Source organism: Pseudomonas sp. 10(2024), from assembly GCF_045164175.1.
Taxonomy (GTDB): domain Bacteria; phylum Pseudomonadota; class Gammaproteobacteria; order Pseudomonadales; family Pseudomonadaceae; genus Aquipseudomonas; species Aquipseudomonas alloputida.
Genome location: NZ_CP174006.1, coordinates 5,330,415 through 5,348,161, shown reverse-complemented (window position 1 = coordinate 5,348,161; position 17,747 = coordinate 5,330,415). Strand labels below are relative to the sequence as shown.

The window sequence follows — 17,747 nt, the reverse complement described above, 5'->3', positions numbered from 1 at the left end:
TATGATGAAATTAAGCCATTCTGATATCGAGCTTGCAAGCGAGTTGTTAACAAAAGAAGGTCCGTCGGCGATGTATGATAAATTAGCCGAAAAAGGTGATAAATATGCGGTGCTCGCAAATGGTGTGGCTCGGGGGAACAGCATTGCAGGTGTGGCGGCGATAAACTACATGAAAGGCGTAGCCGCAGAAGCGGGTATGCCAATGCGCGATGAAGATGTTGAAATCATCCGTTTTAATATGGCTAAGGAGTATCTGAATGCGTTAAAGGCGCATGCGGTGGATGGTTTTGTTTTAGGGCCAATACCTCAAACTGCTATAGCGAATTTCCATAAGCAAGTATTTGAAGGTTCCGGATATCCTGAAAGCGCTTGGACCCTTTATCCCATATTTTTAGGATTGCCAGAAGAAAGTAAACAGATATATTGGGGACTGGTTTTGTCCTCTGCGGGGGATCCCGCGAAGGAGCTAGAGCTGGCAGGGCGTACCCATGCTTTTATGAGCCAAAAAAGTGTGTTGGGTTCAAAAGAGGTAATTGGAGCTGCTAGAAAGTGGTTTCATCATATCGAAGCACCCACGGGATGGTTCGATCTTGCGTCAACTACTTTCGACAAACTGGTTGATTTTTTCATACATCAAGATACTGGTTTAGGTGGAGGTGCATCAGACGCCTCAATCAAAATCGAAATCACCCCCACAACCGAATCCCGCCGCGACCTCCAAGGCCAGGACGATATCCGCAATGACGTCTCCAACGGCTACGTCGATCGTCGCCTGACCCACAGTATCGCATTCACCGACAGCACCCTCGACAACACCGACTTCACCTCCGCTCAGTTGGGCAGTTTGGCCACCGGTGGTGTTCGCCCCGGCGAGCTCCAGATCGACCCCAACGTGCGACCCAATCAGCATCTGGCTCAGTTCTATCGTGATGGCAATGAACAACCGGATTTCAGCCTGCGCAATGCCGTGGTACTCAACGGGTTGGCAGCAATGACCACGGTGAACACGTTTGTCGACCCGCTCTTGCTCGACCTCAGCGGCAAGGGCGTTGGTCTGACGGGTATCGAGGAAGGCGTACTGTTCGATATCGATAACAGTGGTTCACTGCGCCGCACCGGCTGGGCAGACCGGCTGACCGGCATGCTGGTGCATGACAACGGTACCGGCCAGGTGAGCAACGTCAGCCAGCTGTTCTCCGAATACTACGGCGGCAAGGCAGGCAGCGACGGCAGCTCTGGTGAAACACCGTTCAAGGATGGCTTCGCCGCCCTGGCAAGTGTTGACGCCAACGCCGATGGCGTCATCAACGCTGAAGACGCCGTCTGGGCGCAATTGAAGGTGTGGGTCGATGGCAACCATGACGGGCTTGCCGATGCCGGTGAGCTGAGGGCATTGCAGGAGCATGGCATTAGCCAGATCAAGCTCGGCCAGGTCGAGCCGGTAGGAGAGGTGCGTCAGGGTAACGAGGTCATTTCCCGAGGCGCTTTCACTGTTAATGGTGAGGACCGGGAAGTACTGGCGGTGAGGTTTCTCGCCGATACCGTCGGTAATCGGATCGAGGCCCAGGAGGGTGGCGCTCTACTGACTTCGTCAAGCGGGCCCACTTCCCGAAGGGCCTACATCAGCCAGAGTACTCAAGGCAGCACGCTGGACGCCGCAGCGCTCGGCGTACAGACGCTGTACGGCAGCGCGGGCGATGATGTCTTGACCGCGGCTCCAGAGGGCAGTTGGCTGGTTGGTGGCGGTGGCAGCAACACCTATCACGGCGGGGCGGGCGACGATGTATTCGTGATCAGTGCCAGCGACGATTGGGCGAACATGCAGGGCAATGGTGGGCGCGACACGGCACTGATCGTGGGGGAGCATGGCGTTGGGCTGAACATGGCCAAGGCCGGGCTGACCATTGCGCAAGGCGGGCGGGGTAAGGACATCATCGCCAGCGGCGGTCAACGCGGAGTTTTCATCAAGGGCGGCTCGGGCGACAGCTTGCTGATTGGCGGGGGCGGCAACGATGTGCTTGTGGGGGGTACAGGCCGTAACGACATCATTGGCGGTACCGGCAAGTCGGTGATCTATGCGGGCCCCAAGGGGGATCGCATCCGGGCCTCGGTGGGCGGAAGTATCATTTACGCCGGTGGTGGCGCTGATCGGATTACGGGCGGTGCTGCCGATGACGTGATCGAGGCCGGACGCGGCGATGCCACGATCGACGGAGGCGCAGGCACCAACCTGGTCAGTTTGCATGGTGCTCACGACGAGTACCTGATCACACGTACCGAATCGGGCCACCTGATCACCGACACCGTGGCGGGACGAGATGGCCGTCTGAGCTTGAGCAACATCCAGAAACTCAGCTTCGCCGACATTGCTGCCATCGATCTTCTCGGCGGGGGCGCCATGCCAATCGGCGACAGGCTCTCGCCTGAGCAACTGGCTACATTCGCCACCACTGACACGGCGCTGATAGTCCCTGCAACGGCGCTGCTGGGCAATGATCAGCCACTTGGCAGCAACGGGCCATTGCGCATCGCCTCAGTCAGCGCTGGCAAGGGTGCAACAGTGCGGCTGAATGAGCAGGGTGATGTGGAGGTCACGCCGTTGCCAGGCCATGACGGTGATGTCAGTTTCCGCTACGACTTGGTCGATGCTGCCGGCAACGCCTCCATGAGTGTGACCGAGGTGGGCAGTGCTGCATCAGCACCCTTGCGGGCAACGGTAACGTTGCGCCATGAACAATCCCCCGCTGACCCGCTGTCGGGGCGGCAGTGGTATCTGGACGAGATCAATGTCGCGCCGGTATGGCGTGACTTCACGGGCAAGGGGGTGAGGATAGGGCAGTTCGAGCCGGGTGGGGAGTTTGCCGTGGCGCCGGAAATCTTCGACATCGGGCACCCCGATCTCAAGCCGAATATCGATCCTATCTGGCTGCAAACCCAACGCACTAATGGCACGCTGCCCGCTCTGGCGTCCAATCACGCCACTCAAGTGGCTGGGGTCATGGTTGGCGCGCGCAATGATCAAGGAGGGATCGGCATCGCATATGATGCGAAGATCGGCGGGCACTACCTGGCCAACAAAGGCGATGACCTGACCAATCTGGGGCAAATGGTCAACTACGACATAGCCAACAACAGTTGGGGTTTCAAAACGGACTTCGGACTTACAAATGTTCCAGAAGGAAAAGTCGATACTGCTCTGGCGCTGGCATTCAGCACTACGCTTGCCGCCACCAACGGCCGTGGCGGGCTAGGCACCATCGTCGTCGCCTCTGGTGGCAACCAGCGCCATAAAGGCGGTAATGCACAGGGCTCGCTGACCAACAACAACCGCCACGCCATTGAAGTGGCGGCCATCAATGCAAAGGCAGACCTCTCGGTACTGCAAGCTGCCACGGCACCCTTTTCCAATCCAGGCTCCAGCTTGCTGGTCGCTGCACCGGGGAGCCATGTTTTATCCAGTGGCGTCAGCCTTGAAGCGGAGCGCGGTGCGTCGGTCGGCAGCGCCTACAGCACGACTCAGGGCACCAGCTTCGCCGCGCCGATCGTCTCAGGCGTGGTGGCGTTGATGTTGCAGGCCAACCCGGGGTTGGGTTACCGGGATGTTCAGCAGATCCTCGCACTGTCTGCGCGCATAGTGGATGACGCATCAACCCAATGGGCTTACAACGCAGGGCGCAATTGGAATGGCGGTGGCATGCACGCCAGCCACGACTATGGCTTTGGCATGATCGACGCCCGCGCCGCAGTGCGCCTTGCCGAGTCCTGGGGGAGCCGGGCGACCAAGGCCAATGAAAGGCTGCTGACAGCCAGCAGTGAACCAGTGGCTCAACAGGTTGCGGCGGGGCAGGTTGCGACTTTGTCTTTGACCCTGCCGGCTGATTTGCTGGTGGAGCATGTGGAGGTCGATGTCCACTCGATGGTCGGCCGCCTTGGCGACATGACGCTCACGCTGGTGTCGCCTGGCGGCACGCGCAGCGTACTGCTCGATCGCACAGGCAAGGCGCCGGGCTCTGGTGATGACGATCTGGGCGATTCGCGTTCAGGGGCGTTCAAATATGGGTTCATGTCGACCCATCATCGCGCAGAGCGCTCGGCTGGGGAGTGGAAGCTTGAGGTGCGTAATGCTGTTGCTGGCTTACCGCTAACGCTTGATCGCTGGACGCTGCGCCTCGTCGGCAGCCCCGGCACCACCGATGATGTCTATTACTTTACCGACGACTACGCGAATCTGGTGGCAGAAAACCCAGGGCGCGCGAAGCTTGACGATGCCATCAGCGGCACCGCTGGCGGGCGCAATACGTTGAACGCGGCTGCAGTAAGTCGCAGTATCTCGGTGGATCTGGCCAGCGGCAGCGCCAGTATTGCCGGTGCGGCGCTCACCATAACCCCTGGCTCGGTGCAAAACCTTATCAGTGGTGATGGCGACGATACCTTGATCGCCGGGCCCACCGGGGCATTACTGGATGGTGGCCGTGGGTACAATCTCCTCAAGGGGGGGGAGGGTACCGACCGCTTTGTCATCCACAGGCGTGCAGGCGGTAACGATGTACTCAAGCAGTTCGAGACTTCGCGTGAGGTGATCGACCTGATCGGCTTTGGTGGTTCAGGGTTTGCTGACTTGCAGATGCAACAGGACGGCAATTCGACTGTGCTCGACCTTGGCAGTGGGCAGAAGCTGACGATTGCGGACACTACGATTGCTGAACTGCGGTCAGCGAACTTCCGTTTCCTTGACGCTTTCACCGCTGCGCCAGGTTATTTCGAGGGCAGCCCTGAAGAGCAGACGACCCCGCCTGTCAGCGCGAATGTTCTGCTTACCGGTGGTGCAGGTGGCGTGTCGCTTGCCAGTGACGCATCCGGGCAGTTGGTGGCTTCTTTGGCAGGCACGATATATTCCCCGCCGACGGTTGCGCCCAGCGTGTTTCTGGTGACAAAACAAGAAGGTGTGAGCGACTACAAGAACACCCTTCGGGGGTTCCGACACGGTATCGACAAGATTGACCTGACCCAGGTAGGCATCAGTCGCTTCGAGGATCTGCACGTCAGCAAAGTCCAGCGCTTCAAACTCAATGACTTTGCGCAGATTCACGGTGTAGCCGTTGATACTCAGGCAGTGCCGGGGCAGGAAGGTATTGTGAAGATGCTGTACCTGGATGCGCTCGAAGTTGCGCAGGTGACAGCGGAGGACTTTATCTTTGCGCAGCCGGCAATGGTCACATCTGAAGCGGTTGCCGTGCCAGAAATTTCCGCCCTTTCAGCAGGGTCATCGCTGTTTGCTGTCGAGCACTCGCTACCGAGCCTGGGAAATCTTGTTGATGCAATGGCTGCGTTCGCCCCTGAACCTGCGGGGCCTGCGCTAATTGGTGATATGTCGGTTCAACGCATCGACTCGACGATTGCCGTAGCCGCCTAGGCGTTGTCGTTCAGGGCTGGAGTGATATTGGAGGCCTATCGCCAGCAAGCCAGCTCTCACAGGTGCATCATGCCTTCAGGCCTGGCACGGTACGTGTGGGAGTGGGCTTGCCCGCGAATGGTCCAGCCCCTATCTCAAGGCCTGCGCTCGAAGTTCTTGGCCGCTGCTGCCGCCAGGTCCGGCGGCAGGAAGTCCTTGTCCGGGTTGTAGTCAGGTTTCAGGTAGCGCTTCAGGTCCTGCAGGTCTTGCGGGCTCAGGGTGCCGGCTGCCTGCTTCAGGCTCAGGTTGTCGAGAATGTAGTCGTAACGGCTATTGTTGTAGTCGCGCACCGAGGTGTACAGCTGGCGCTGGGCATCAAGCACGTCGACGATGTTGCGGGTACCGACCTGGTAGCCGATTTCGGTGGCTTCCAGCGCGCTCTGGTTGGAAATGATCGACTGCTTGCGCGCCTGCACCTGTTCCACATCGGTGTTCACTGCGCGGTGCAGGTTGCGGGTGTTTTCCACGACCTGGCGGCGCAGGCTTTCACGCTGTTGCTCGCTCTGGCTCAGGCGCTGGTAAGCCTCGCGTACCTGCGAGCTGGTCAGGCCGCCGCTGTAGATCGGGATATTCAGTTGCAGACCAACGCTGGTCTGCTCGACATCGCCGCTGTAGCGCACCCCCAGTTGCGATGGGTTGGTGAAGCCAAGGCTGTCGTTGTCACCCTTCTGGTACTTGGCCACTGCGTCCAGGGTCGGTGCATGCCCGGCCTTGCGCTGACGCAGGGTCTCTTCTGCGGCAGAAACCGCGTAGTTGGTGGCCAGCAGGTTGAGGTTCTGGCGCCCGGCGGTTTCGACCCAGGCTTTGGCATCGTTGGGCGTTGGCACTTGTACCGGCAGGCTATGCACCACGCCCTGGATAGAGGTGTACTCACGGTTGGTCAGGGTCACCAGGGCCTCGAAGGCATCCTGCACCTGGCGTTCGGCAATGATCCGGTTGGCCCGTGCAGTGTCATAACTGGCTTGGGATTGCAGCACGTCGGTCTTGTCCGAAAGGCCCACGTCGAAACGCTCGTTGGACTGATCCAGCTGGCGCTTGAAGGCGGCTTCTTCTGCCTTGGTGGCGGCCAGGTTGTCCTGGGCGCGGAGGACGGCGAAGTAGTTTTGCGCGGTTTGCAGGATCAGGTTTTGCTCGGTCGCCGACAGCTCCAGGGCTGCCTGTTCGTTGACGGCTTCGGCGGCTTGCAACTGGAACCAGCGATCAGCGCGGAAGATCGGCTGAGCCAGGGTCGCGCTCCAGGCGTTGCCGCTGCGATTGGACGTCATGGACGGCTCGTCCAGCTTGGTGCGGGTGTTCATCATCTCTGCACCGGCCGACAGGTTTGGCAGCAACCCGGCGCGGGCCTGCGGCACCACTTCGCGGCGCGCCCCGTAATCGGCGCGGGCTGCAGCCAGGTCGGCGTTGTTGTCCACTGCTTCCTGGTAGACGCTGACCAGATCGGTTTTGACTGTCGAAGGCACGTCCGCTGCCCAGACCACTCCGTTGGACGCACAAGACACGGCTATCGCCAGTGAGAGTTTGCGCAGCATAGAGGCAATCCTTGTACGAAATTTAATTACTGAACTGTTGAGTATCGAGCGATGGGCCAGTGTAGTGCCATGCGCACCCGGCAACAATCGCTCGGTGTGCCTTTCATCATCCGCGCATTTACCTGCTTGGCTTTGCTGACCACTCCAGTCTAGACTGCGCATGTTCTTGTCGGGGTGCCTTGAAGCAAAGGCTGAGATCGCAGAGGTGCGGATCCCGTTGAACCTGATCAGGTTAGCGCCTGCGTAGGGAACAAGATTGCTCGCCTTCCCGGGGAGCCTCTTGTGCCAGGTCCGGGATTGTCACAGCTGCATACAGCTTCAGGCACCCCCCATGTCCGGCACTGCACCCAAAGAGGGTGCGTCCGCGCGTTTCAGGTTCACCCCGACATTCCACTGCTAGGAAGCCGTCAGGAGAGCCTGTGATGACCAAACAAGAAAAAGCGATCAACCTCAGCGAATCGGCACAAGTCGATCAGCAGTCCGTGCAACCCTTCCCGCGTTCGCGCAAGGTGTATGTCGAAGGCTCGCGCCCGGACATCCGCGTCCCCATGCGTGAAATCAGCCTGGATGACACCCCGACCGATTTCGGCGGCGAGTCCAACGCCCCGGTGCTGGTGTATGACACGTCTGGCCCGTACACCGACCCCGACGTGATCATCGACGTGCGCAAAGGCCTGGCCGATGTGCGTTCGGCGTGGATCGAAGCCCGCGGTGACACCGAGCGCCTGGAAGGCCTGAGCTCCGACTTCGGTCAGCAGCGCCTGAACGATGCAGAGCTGGCCAAGCTGCGTTTTGCCCATGTGCGCAACCCGCGCCGGGCCAAGGCCGGCGCCAACGTCTCGCAGATGCACTATGCCCGTCAGGGCATCATCACCGCCGAAATGGAATACGTGGCCATCCGCGAGAACATGAAGCTGCAGGAGGCCCGCGCCGCCGGCCTGCTGAATGAGCAACATGCCGGCCACAGCTTCGGTGCCAACATCCCGAAAGAAATTACCCCTGAATTCGTCCGCCAGGAAATCGCCCGTGGCCGCGCGATCATTCCGGCCAACATCAACCACCCGGAAGTAGAGCCGATGATCATCGGCCGTAACTTCCTGGTGAAGATCAACGGCAACATCGGCAACAGCGCCCTGGGTTCCTCGATCGAGGAAGAGGTGGCCAAGCTGACCTGGGGCATCCGCTGGGGCTCGGACACGGTCATGGACTTGTCCACCGGCAAGCACATCCACGAAACCCGCGAGTGGATCATTCGCAACTCGCCGGTACCGATCGGTACCGTGCCGATCTACCAGGCCCTGGAAAAGGTCAACGGTGTGGCAGAGGACCTGACCTGGGAACTGTTCCGCGACACCCTGATCGAGCAGGCCGAACAGGGCGTGGACTACTTCACCATTCACGCCGGTGTGCTGCTGCGCTATGTACCCCTGACCGCCAAGCGGGTCACCGGCATCGTCAGCCGCGGTGGCTCGATCATGGCCAAGTGGTGCCTGGCGCACCACAAGGAAAACTTCCTGTACACCCACTTCGACGAAATCTGCGAAATCATGAAGGCCTACGACGTCAGCTTCTCGCTGGGCGACGGCCTGCGCCCTGGCTCGATTGCCGACGCCAACGACGCGGCGCAATTCGGTGAGCTGGAAACCCTCGGCGAGCTGACCAAGATTGCCTGGAAGCACGACGTGCAATGCATGATCGAAGGCCCCGGCCACGTGCCGATGCAATTGATCAAAGAGAACATGGACAAGCAGCTGGAGTGCTGCGACGAGGCGCCGTTCTACACCCTCGGCCCACTGACCACCGATATCGCGCCGGGTTACGACCACATCACCTCGGGCATTGGTGCGGCGATGATCGGCTGGTTCGGTTGCGCCATGCTCTGCTACGTAACGCCGAAGGAGCACCTGGGCCTGCCGAACAAGGACGACGTCAAGACCGGCATCATCACCTACAAGATCGCCGCGCATGCCGCCGACCTTGCCAAGGGCCACCCGGGTGCACAGATTCGCGACAACGCCTTGTCCAAGGCGCGTTTCGAGTTCCGTTGGGAAGACCAGTTCAACCTGGGCCTCGACCCGGACACCGCCCGTGCTTTCCACGACGAGACCCTGCCGAAGGAATCGGCCAAGGTCGCGCACTTCTGCTCGATGTGCGGGCCGAAGTTCTGCTCGATGAAGATCACCCAGGAAGTGCGTGAGTACGCTGCCAAGATCGAGGCCGTGGATGTGACGGTCGAGCAAGGCATGCGTGAGCAGGCCGAGCGGTTCCGCCAGGAAGGCAGCCAGCTGTACCACAAAGTCTAAACCGCAGCACCTTACCCTGTGGGAGCGGGCTTGCCCGCGAAGCAAGCACTGCGGTGCATGGCACCGGCTTTGCCGGTGTTCGCGGGCAAGCCCGCTCCCACAGGGTGGTGTATGCCACTTAACATCACTCCTGCGGACATGACCATGACATCACCCAGCCAGTTCTCTCCCGACCATCCAATCCCCATCCAGCAGCGCATTTTCGGTGCTCGCGACCTGTTTTCACTGTGGTTTTCCCTCGGCATCGGCCTGATGGTGCTGCAGGTCGGCGCCATGCTGGCGCCAGGCCTGGGCCTTGCTGGCGCCGTGCTGGCCATCGCCCTGGGCACCGGTGTCGGTGTGCTGTTGCTGGGTGCGGCGGGGGTTATCGGCAGCGACACCGGCCTGTCCGCCATGGGCACCCTGAAACTCAGCCTGGGCAGCCATGGCGCGCGCTTGCCGGCGCTGCTCAACTTGCTGCAACTGGTGGGTTGGGGCGCTTTCGAGATTATCGTCATGCGCGATGCTGCCAGCTTGCTGGGGGCGCGAGCGTTCGGTGAGGACAGTGCCTGGAACAGCCCCATGCTCTGGACGCTGTGCTTCGGTGCCCTGGCCACCCTGCTGGCCGTCAGCGGGCCACTGGCCTTCGTGCGCAAGGTGCTGCGCGCCTGGGGGATCTGGTTGTTGCTGGGCGCTTGCCTGTGGCTGACCTGGAACCTGTTCGCCAAGGCCGACCTGGCCGAACTGTGGAACCGTGCCGGGGATGGTTCGATGTCGCTGGCGGTTGGCTTCGATATCGTCATCGCCATGCCGCTGTCCTGGCTGCCGCTGATCGCGGACTACTCGCGCTTTGCCCGCAATGGCAAGCATGTGTTCGGCGGCACGGTCGTTGGCTACTTCATCGGCAACACCTGGCTGATGAGCCTGGGCGTGGCGTACACGCTGGCGTTCGCCGCCAGTGGCGAAGTCAATGCCCTGCTGCTGGCCCTGGCAGGCGCCGGCATGGGGATTCCGCTGCTGCTTATTCTGCTGGACGAGTCGGAAAAGGCCTTCGCCGACATCCACTCGGCGGCGGTTTCCACCGGTGTGCTGCTACCGCTGAAGGTCGAGCACCTGGCGTTGGCCATCGGCGTGTTGTGCACCCTGATCGCCCTGTTGGCGCCACTGGCACAGTACGAAAACTTCCTGTTGCTGATCGGCTCGGTGTTCGCACCGCTGTTCGGCGTGGTGCTGATGGACCACTACGTGGTCCGTCGACGCCGTCTGCCAGCGCAGGTCAATGGCTTGCACTGGCAGGCGTTGGTGGCCTGGTTTGCCGGGGCGGTGGCCTATCACCTGATTGCCGCCAAGGCACCGGAACTGGGCGCTACCCTGCCCGCATTGCTGCTGGCAGGTGTGCTGCATGGGCTGCTAAGCCTCAGCCGCGGCCGGGAAACAGTTCAGGCTTGAGTACGCCATTCAGGCGCGGGTAGGGGATCTTCAGTTCCACGTGGCCCATGGAATAGGGCGCGATGGCATAGACCTCGTACTTGACCACTACCGCGCCGTACGTCAGGGCGACGTGCGGCGATTTCTTGAACGGCCAGGTCTTGACGAACTCGGCATCCTTGTCCATTCCCACGCTCATCAGCCAGGCACGGTGCGATTCTTCGACGGTTTTCCAGAAGGTGTCTTCCTGGCCGGGCACCAGCATGTCCTGCAGGGTCAGCACCTTGTCCAGCTTACGTGAATAGTTGATGAAGCCGCGCCCGGGCATGCCGTGGGCGCCACCGCTGTCCAGGTAGCTGGACAACTCGATGATCACCAGCCCGTCATGCTGCTCGCGTACCTTGGCTTGCAAGTAGCTGCTGTTACGTTTGTCGGCACTGGCCAGATATTGCTGTTCGTAGGCCTGCAGGGTGGCTGGTGCGGTGCCATGCTGATTGTCTTCGGTCAGCTGCAGCAGGCGTTTTTCGACGATGCCGTCGAGCTTGGGCAGGGCCGGGAAGTGGATCATGTCGATGTTCACCAGCGGGCAGTCGCTCTCGCTGCAGCCGGGTTTGACATGCTCCCAGGCGTCGCGCTTGACCTCGAGCGGGGCCCGGTAGTTGGGCGTGAACAGGCTCTGGCAGGCGCCCAGAGCGAGTGCCAGCACGGCCACGGAAGTCAGTTTGACAAGTGTCATGATGATCCTTGCAGAACAGGGAAAAGTCGGCCTTTGACCGTCTGCGCGGCCTTCAGTTCGCCACTAAGCTAACAGAGTGAAGGGCTGCTGTCCCGAGTGCGCCAGCGGTTGCTGGAAAGGGGTGAAACCAACAGGCGTGCGGAGTAGGATGGCGCGAAGCAGTATTCGAGGTAATGAGGATTTCCATGTCAGACGCGTTGAACGCCGTGCCCAAGGGCTTCGAAATCATCGAGCGGGCCAATTGCTTCCAGGGCTTTTACAAGCTCGACAAGTTACGCCTGCGCCACGAGCTATTTGCCGGGGGCATGGGGCGCGAGATCAGTCGCGAACTGTTTGTGCGCCACGATGCGGTATGCGTGCTGCCGTACGACCCTGCGCGCGATGAAGTGGTGCTGATCGAACAGTTTCGCGTGGGCGCCCTGGACAAGGTCGCCAACCCTTGGCTGATCGAGATGGTTGCCGGGCTGATCGACAAAGACGAGCAGCCCGAGGAAGTCGCCCATCGCGAGGCTGAAGAAGAAGCCGGCCTGACCTTCAGCGCCCTTTGGCCGATGACCCGCTACTTCCCGTCGCCTGGCGGCAGTGACGAATACGTTCATCTGTTCCTCGGCCGTTGCAGCAGCGAGGGCGCGGGAGGGCTGCATGGCCTGGAGGAAGAGGGCGAAGACATTCGCGTACGCGTGTGGGCGTTCGAGGATGCCCTGCAGGCGGTGCGCGACGGGCGCATCTGCAATGCGGCCACCATCATTGGCCTGCAATGGCTGGCGCTGAACCGTGACGAAGTAAGAGGTATGTGGAAGTGAACCTGCTGCGCGAGCGCTATCGAGTTGACCTGGTCGGGCTGCAGGCAGCCTGCGAGGCCAACTATGCCCGGCTGATGCGCTTGTTGCCCGACATGCGCACCACCCAGAGCTCGCGCCGCATCGGCATGACCCAGGGTGACCAGATGCTTGGCGTGCTGGTGCTCGACGTGGTGCTGGCCTGCCCGTATACCACCACCCTGCATGTGCGGCAGGAACACAGCCTGCCGTGGTTGCCAGTGCCACACCTGGAAGTGCAGGTGTATCACGATGCGCGCATGGCCGAAGTGGTCAGCGCCGAACACACCCGGCGCCTGCGCAGCATCTACCCGTATCCGAACGATGCCATGCACCAGCCGGACGAAAAGGCCCAGCTCAACCTGTTCCTGGGTGAATGGCTTAGCCACTGCCTGGCCTGCGGCCACGAACTGGCAAGTGTTCGCTGAATTGTGACGTGAGTCGGTTGCGGGTGTTTGCTCGTCACCGTCGCACAGCCATAATTCCCGCTGAATCCATTCGAGGAGATGGCCGTTGTCGCCGCCAGACCAATCGCGCCCCGTGCATGTGGTGCAACTGACCGATGCCCACCTGTTCGCCGACCCGGCTGGCAGCATGCTGGGCCTCAAGACCCGAGACAGCCTGCGCCACGTGGTGGCCCAGGTGCGGCGCGAGCAGCCGCTTGTCGACTTGCTGCTGTGCACGGGCGACCTGTCCCAGGATGCCAGCGTGGCATCCTATGAAGCGTTTCGGGAGCTGACCGCACCGTTTGCCGTACCCACTCGCTGGCTGCCGGGCAACCATGACGAGGCTCAGGTGATGGCGCAGGTGGCGCCGGAACTGGTGCAGGCGGTGACCGATATCGGCGCGTGGCGGGTGGTCATGCTCAACACCGCCGTGCAGGGTGCTACCCACGGGTTTCTGCAAGATGACCAGCTGGCCGTACTGGAAGCCGCCTTGAAAGAGGCCGGCGAGCGGCATTGCCTGGTGTGCTTCCACCATCAGCCAGTGGATATCGGCTGCGCCTGGATCGCGCCGATCGGCTTGCGCAATGCCCAGGCGCTGTTCGATATCGTTGAAGGATATCCACAGGTACGGGCTTTGTTATGGGGGCATGTGCATCAGGAATGGGATGAGGTCCGAGAGGGGCGGCGCCTGCTGGCCACGCCGTCGACCTGCATTCAGTTCGCGGCGCGCAGCGAAGACTTCCAGGTGAGCGAAGAGCATCCGGGGTACCGCTGGTTGCGCCTGCATGCCGACGGGCGGCTGGAGACCGGGGTGGAGCGGGCGCTGGATTTCGAGGTGCAGCTCGACTTCGACAGCCCAGGGTATTGAGCAGGCCACGTCAGCCTGCCGGAAATGTATTGCGAAATCCGTGGCACTGCGTCAAAACCCGGCGAACGCGCTACACTGCGCGTCCCTGCGCCCGCATTATCAGGCGCGAAGCCACAGATTCCGGGGGCAGCATGTCGGGTTCCATCCTCTATATCCATGGCTTCAACAGCTCGCCGCTTTCGACCAAGGCGCGTCAGCTGGAGGCAGTCATGCAGCAGCTCGGCCTGGCCGACCAGTTGCGAGTGCCGGCCCTGCACCACCACCCACGGCAAGCCATGGTCCAGCTCGAAGCGGCCATCGCCGAACTGGGGGCGCCACTGCTGGTGGGCAGTTCGCTCGGCGGCTACTATGCCACCCACCTGGCCGAGCGCCATGGCCTCAAGGCCCTGCTGGTCAACCCGGCGGTAACCCCGCACAAGCATTTCGACGGTTACCTGGGCACCCAGCGCAATCATTACAGCGGTGAAACCTGGGAGCTGACCCACGATCACGTGCAGGCCCTGGCCGAGCTGGAAGTCGCGGCCCCGGCCGATGCCGACCGCTATCAAGTGTGGCTGCAGACCGCCGATGAAACCCTGGACTATCGACACGCCGAGCGCTATTACCGTGCTTGTGCCCTGCGTATCCAGGCCGGTGGCGACCACAGCTTCCAGGGCTTCGCCGAGCGCCTGCCGGCACTGCTGGCGTTCGCAGGCATTGCCCGTGGGCAGTATGCGGCGCTCGATTTTTCTGTATTTTGACTTTTTTGCATTCACCAGACTGACGACGAGACCCTATGGCCAATCCCAGCGCTAGCGCCTATAACGCAGACGCCATCGAAGTCCTCTCGGGCCTTGATCCGGTCCGCAAGCGGCCGGGCATGTACACCGATACCAGCCGCCCCAACCACCTGGCCCAGGAAGTCATCGACAACAGTGTCGACGAAGCACTGGCCGGCCACGCGCGTTCGGTGCAGGTCATCCTGCATGCCGACCATTCGCTGGAAGTCAGCGACGACGGCCGCGGCATGCCGGTGGACATCCATCCGGAAGAGGGCGTGTCCGGGGTCGAGCTGATCCTCACAAAGCTGCACGCCGGCGGCAAGTTCTCCAACAAGAACTATCAGTTTTCCGGCGGCCTGCACGGGGTGGGTATCTCGGTGGTCAACGCCCTGTCGACGCAGGTGCGCGTGCGCGTCAAACGTGACGGTAACGAATACCAGATGACCTTTGCCGATGGCTTCAAGGCCAGCGAGCTGGAAGTGGTCGGCTCGGTCGGCAAGCGCAACACCGGCACCAGTGTGTACTTCAGCCCCGACCCGAAGTACTTCGACTCGCCCAAGTTCTCCATCAGCCGCCTCAAGCACGTGCTCAAGGCCAAGGCGGTACTGTGCCCGGGGCTGCTGGTCAGCTTCGAGGACAAGGCCAGCGGCGAAAAGGTGGAATGGCACTACGAGGATGGCCTGCGCTCCTACCTGGTCGACTCGGTCAACGAATTCCAGCGCCTGCCCGACGAGCCGTTCTGTGGCAGCCTGGCGGGTAACAAGGAAGCGGTTGACTGGGCTTTGCTGTGGCTGCCCGAAGGCGGTGACAGCATTCAGGAAAGCTACGTCAACCTGATTCCCACCGCCCAGGGCGGCACCCACGTCAACGGCCTGCGCCAGGGCCTGCTGGATGCCATGCGTGAGTTCTGCGAGTTCCGCAACTTGCTGCCACGCGGGGTAAAACTGGCGCCGGAAGACGTTTGGGAGCGCATCACCTTCGTACTGTCGATGAAGATGCAGGACCCGCAGTTCTCCGGGCAGACCAAAGAGCGCCTGTCATCACGCGAGGCGGCCGCGTTCGTCTCCGGTGTGGTCAAGGATGCTTTCAGCCTGTGGCTCAACGCCCACCCCGAGCTGGGCATGCAACTGGCAGAACTGGCCATCAGCAACGCCGGGCGCCGCCTCAAGGCCAGCAAGAAGGTCGAGCGCAAGCGCATCACCCAGGGCCCGGCATTGCCCGGCAAGCTGGCCGATTGTGCAGGCCAGGACCCGATGCGTGCCGAGTTGTTCCTCGTCGAGGGTGACTCGGCCGGTGGTTCGGCCAAGCAGGCGCGGGACAAGGAATTCCAGGCCATCCTGCCGCTGCGCGGCAAGATCCTCAACACCTGGGAAGTGGACGGGGGCGAAGTCCTGGCCAGCCAGGAAGTGCACAACATTGCCGTGGCCATTGGCGTCGATCCGGGTGCAACCGACCTTGCGCAGCTGCGCTATGGCAAGATCTGCATCCTCGCCGACGCTGACTCCGATGGTCTGCACATCGCCACATTGCTGTGTGCGCTGTTCGTTCAACACTTCCGGACACTGGTCGAGGCTGGGCATGTTTACGTGGCCATGCCGCCCCTGTACCGCATCGACCTGGGCAAGGAAATCTACTACGCCCTCGACGAAGCCGAGCGTGACGGCATCCTCGACCGCCTGGTGGCCGAGAAGAAGCGCGGCAAGCCGCAGGTAACACGCTTCAAGGGCCTGGGCGAGATGAACCCGCCGCAGTTGCGCGAAACCACCATGGACCCGAACACCCGGCGCCTGGTGCAGCTGACCCTGGACGACGTAGAAGCAACCTGCGAGCTGATGGACAAGCTGCTGGCCAAAAAGCGCGCCGGTGACCGCAAGAGTTGGCTGGAAACCAAGGGCAACCTGGCCGAGGTCATGGTTTGATTCGGCAAGTACTTGCCGTTTGCCTGGCGCTGGTTGCCCTGCCTTGTCTGGCGGGCAACTGGCCAGAGCTGAAGATGACAGCCGAGCACCCGATCGACGGTATGCGCGGTGGCAACCTGTCGGGGCTGGTGGAATGCCGGGGTGGGTTGTGGGGCGTGTCCGATCGTGACGACGACCGTATCTACCGCTTCGATCAGCAGAACCCGACCTGGCGCGCGCAGCCGCTTACCTTCACCCCGCCGGCTGTCCCGGAAAGCGGCCTGCCATGGGGGTTGAAGTCGCGCAACTGGGCGGCATCGTACATTCGCGGTGGCGAGCTGGATTTCGAAGGTATCACCTGTGATCAGGCGGGTAACCTCTATCTGGTCAGCGAGGCGCATGCCGCGGTGCTGCAATTGCCGCTGGAAGGCGAGCCGGACTGGTTGAGGATCGACTCGGCCATGGTGCGCCAGGCCCGGGCAAGCGGCATGCTGCTGAACTTCAATGCCCTGTTCGAAGGCCTGGCGATCAACCCGGCGGGTGACCGCCTGTGGCTGGCTGCCGAGCGTGAGCGCCGTGGCCTGCTGGCTATCGAGCGCCAGCAGTCGGTCTGGACCTGCGGGCGTGGTTGCGTGCTGCTGAGCGAGGCGGGGGTCGAAATGCAACCCGCGCAGATGCCCAATGCCAGGGCCCTGTCGCGCGACTTCGCTGACCTGGCTTGGTTCGAGGGCAAGCTGTTTACCCTCGAACGTAACGCCTACCGGGTGTGCCGACGTGATGTCGACAGTGGCAAGGTCGAGCGTTGCTGGTCGTTCGCTGCTGATGCGCTGGTCGAGTCACGGCGCTACGCGCAGCCGTTTGGCCTGGCCGAAGCACTGGTGATCGATGCCAAGGGCGCCTGGATTGGCCTGGACAACAACAACGGCGCCCGTGCCGATGGTGAAACCCGCCCGGTCGTCTGGCGCTTCGACGCTCCGGAAGGCGGCTGGAGCGCCAAACCATGAGCCAGGCGCCGGGCAAGCGCGCGGGCAAGTTACTGATGATCGTCGCCTGGGCGGCGGCGCTGTTTCTTGCCACGCGCTTTTTCGGCCAGTGGGAAGACAGCCAGCGTAACCCCAACCGCCAGGTGCAATCCGAGCATGGTCAAGGCTTTATCGAAGTGCGCCTGCTGAGTAATGGCCAGGGCCACTTCGTGGTGGATGGTGCCATCAACGGCCAAGTGGTGCATTTCATGCTCGACACCGGCGCCACCGACGTGGCGATCCCGGAGGCGTTGGCTCATGAACTGAGCCTGGAGCGCGGTAGCCCGGTGCTACTGAGCACCGCCAACGGCCGCACCGAAGGCTACCGCACGCGCCTGACCAGCCTGCAACTGGGCGATATCCGCCTGCAGAACGTACGCGCCATCGTGGTGCCGGGCCTGGATGGGTCCACCGTACTGCTGGGCATGAGTGCCCTGCAACAACTTGAATTTACCCAGCGCGGTGGCACCATGCTGCTGCGCCAGAACCTGAAATAATGACGAGGCC

12 protein-coding genes and 1 riboswitch are annotated in these 17,747 nt (G+C 61.7%); of the genes, 10 read left to right on the top strand and 2 right to left on the bottom strand.

The features are described 5' to 3' along the window. Position 1: 1 nt before the first annotated feature. Positions 2 to 5,413: a S8 family serine peptidase gene (locus tag ACI7M0_RS24225; RefSeq protein ID WP_256658181.1), complete on the top strand. Its 5,412-nt coding sequence runs from the start codon at positions 2 to 4 to the stop codon at positions 5,411 to 5,413. Positions 5,414 to 5,547: 134 nt separating this feature from the next. On the opposite strand, the gene ACI7M0_RS24220 is transcribed toward ACI7M0_RS24225, so the two are convergent. After that, entirely contained in the window at positions 5,548 to 6,981 is a 1,434-nt protein-coding gene (locus ACI7M0_RS24220) for a TolC family outer membrane protein (protein WP_003249472.1), read from the bottom strand. Between the two features lie 160 nt (positions 6,982 to 7,141). Then, positions 7,142 to 7,248: riboswitch (TPP riboswitch) on the top strand. Positions 7,249 to 7,403: 155 nt separating this feature from the next. Here ACI7M0_RS24220 and thiC point away from each other — a divergent pair. After that, a complete protein-coding gene (gene thiC / locus ACI7M0_RS24215; protein WP_003249473.1) occupies positions 7,404 to 9,284 on the top strand; it encodes a phosphomethylpyrimidine synthase ThiC in 1,881 nt (626 codons plus the stop codon). 144 nt (positions 9,285 to 9,428) lie between these two features. Then, the gene (cytX, locus tag ACI7M0_RS24210; RefSeq protein WP_003249474.1) at positions 9,429 to 10,712 is read left to right on the top strand and encodes a putative hydroxymethylpyrimidine transporter CytX; all 1,284 of its coding nucleotides are present in this window, start codon (positions 9,429 to 9,431) and stop codon (positions 10,710 to 10,712) included. Here the strand turns inward: cytX and ACI7M0_RS24205 are convergent. After that, a complete protein-coding gene (locus ACI7M0_RS24205) occupies positions 10,681 to 11,427 on the bottom strand; it encodes an RsiV family protein (RefSeq protein WP_003249476.1) in 747 nt (248 codons plus the stop codon). The two genes, cytX and ACI7M0_RS24205, sit on opposite strands and share 32 nt — an antisense overlap. Positions 11,428 to 11,612: 185 nt before the next feature. On the opposite strand from ACI7M0_RS24205, the gene ACI7M0_RS24200 reads away from it, so the two are divergent. The 7 genes from ACI7M0_RS24200 to ACI7M0_RS24170 all read left to right on the top strand — a co-directional run bounded on the left by ACI7M0_RS24200 (position 11,613) and on the right by ACI7M0_RS24170 (position 17,737). Further along, on the top strand, positions 11,613 to 12,230 hold the full coding sequence (locus ACI7M0_RS24200) for an NUDIX domain-containing protein (protein ID WP_003249478.1): 618 nt from the start codon (positions 11,613 to 11,615) through the stop codon (positions 12,228 to 12,230). Further along, complete coding sequence (locus ACI7M0_RS24195; RefSeq protein WP_003249480.1) at positions 12,221 to 12,673, top strand: DUF1249 domain-containing protein; 453 nt, start codon at positions 12,221 to 12,223, stop codon at positions 12,671 to 12,673. Before ACI7M0_RS24200 ends, ACI7M0_RS24195 begins: the two co-directional genes overlap by 10 nt. 85 nt (positions 12,674 to 12,758) lie before the next feature. Next, positions 12,759 to 13,559: a 3',5'-cyclic-AMP phosphodiesterase gene (cpdA, locus tag ACI7M0_RS24190; protein WP_014859643.1), complete on the top strand. Its 801-nt coding sequence runs from the start codon at positions 12,759 to 12,761 to the stop codon at positions 13,557 to 13,559. Between the two features lie 131 nt (positions 13,560 to 13,690). After that, a complete protein-coding gene (locus tag ACI7M0_RS24185; RefSeq protein ID WP_003249484.1) occupies positions 13,691 to 14,299 on the top strand; it encodes a YqiA/YcfP family alpha/beta fold hydrolase in 609 nt (202 codons plus the stop codon). Positions 14,300 to 14,334: 35 nt separating this feature from the next. After that, positions 14,335 to 16,239, top strand: a complete 1,905-nt coding sequence (parE, locus tag ACI7M0_RS24180) for a DNA topoisomerase IV subunit B (RefSeq protein ID WP_010955497.1) — start codon at positions 14,335 to 14,337, stop codon at positions 16,237 to 16,239. After that, entirely contained in the window at positions 16,236 to 17,222 is a 987-nt protein-coding gene (locus ACI7M0_RS24175; RefSeq protein ID WP_047604659.1) for an esterase-like activity of phytase family protein, read from the top strand. Before parE ends, ACI7M0_RS24175 begins: the two co-directional genes overlap by 4 nt. Then, a complete protein-coding gene (locus ACI7M0_RS24170; RefSeq protein ID WP_010955495.1) occupies positions 17,219 to 17,737 on the top strand; it encodes a TIGR02281 family clan AA aspartic protease in 519 nt (172 codons plus the stop codon). Before ACI7M0_RS24175 ends, ACI7M0_RS24170 begins: the two co-directional genes overlap by 4 nt. Positions 17,738 to 17,747 lie beyond the last annotated feature (10 nt).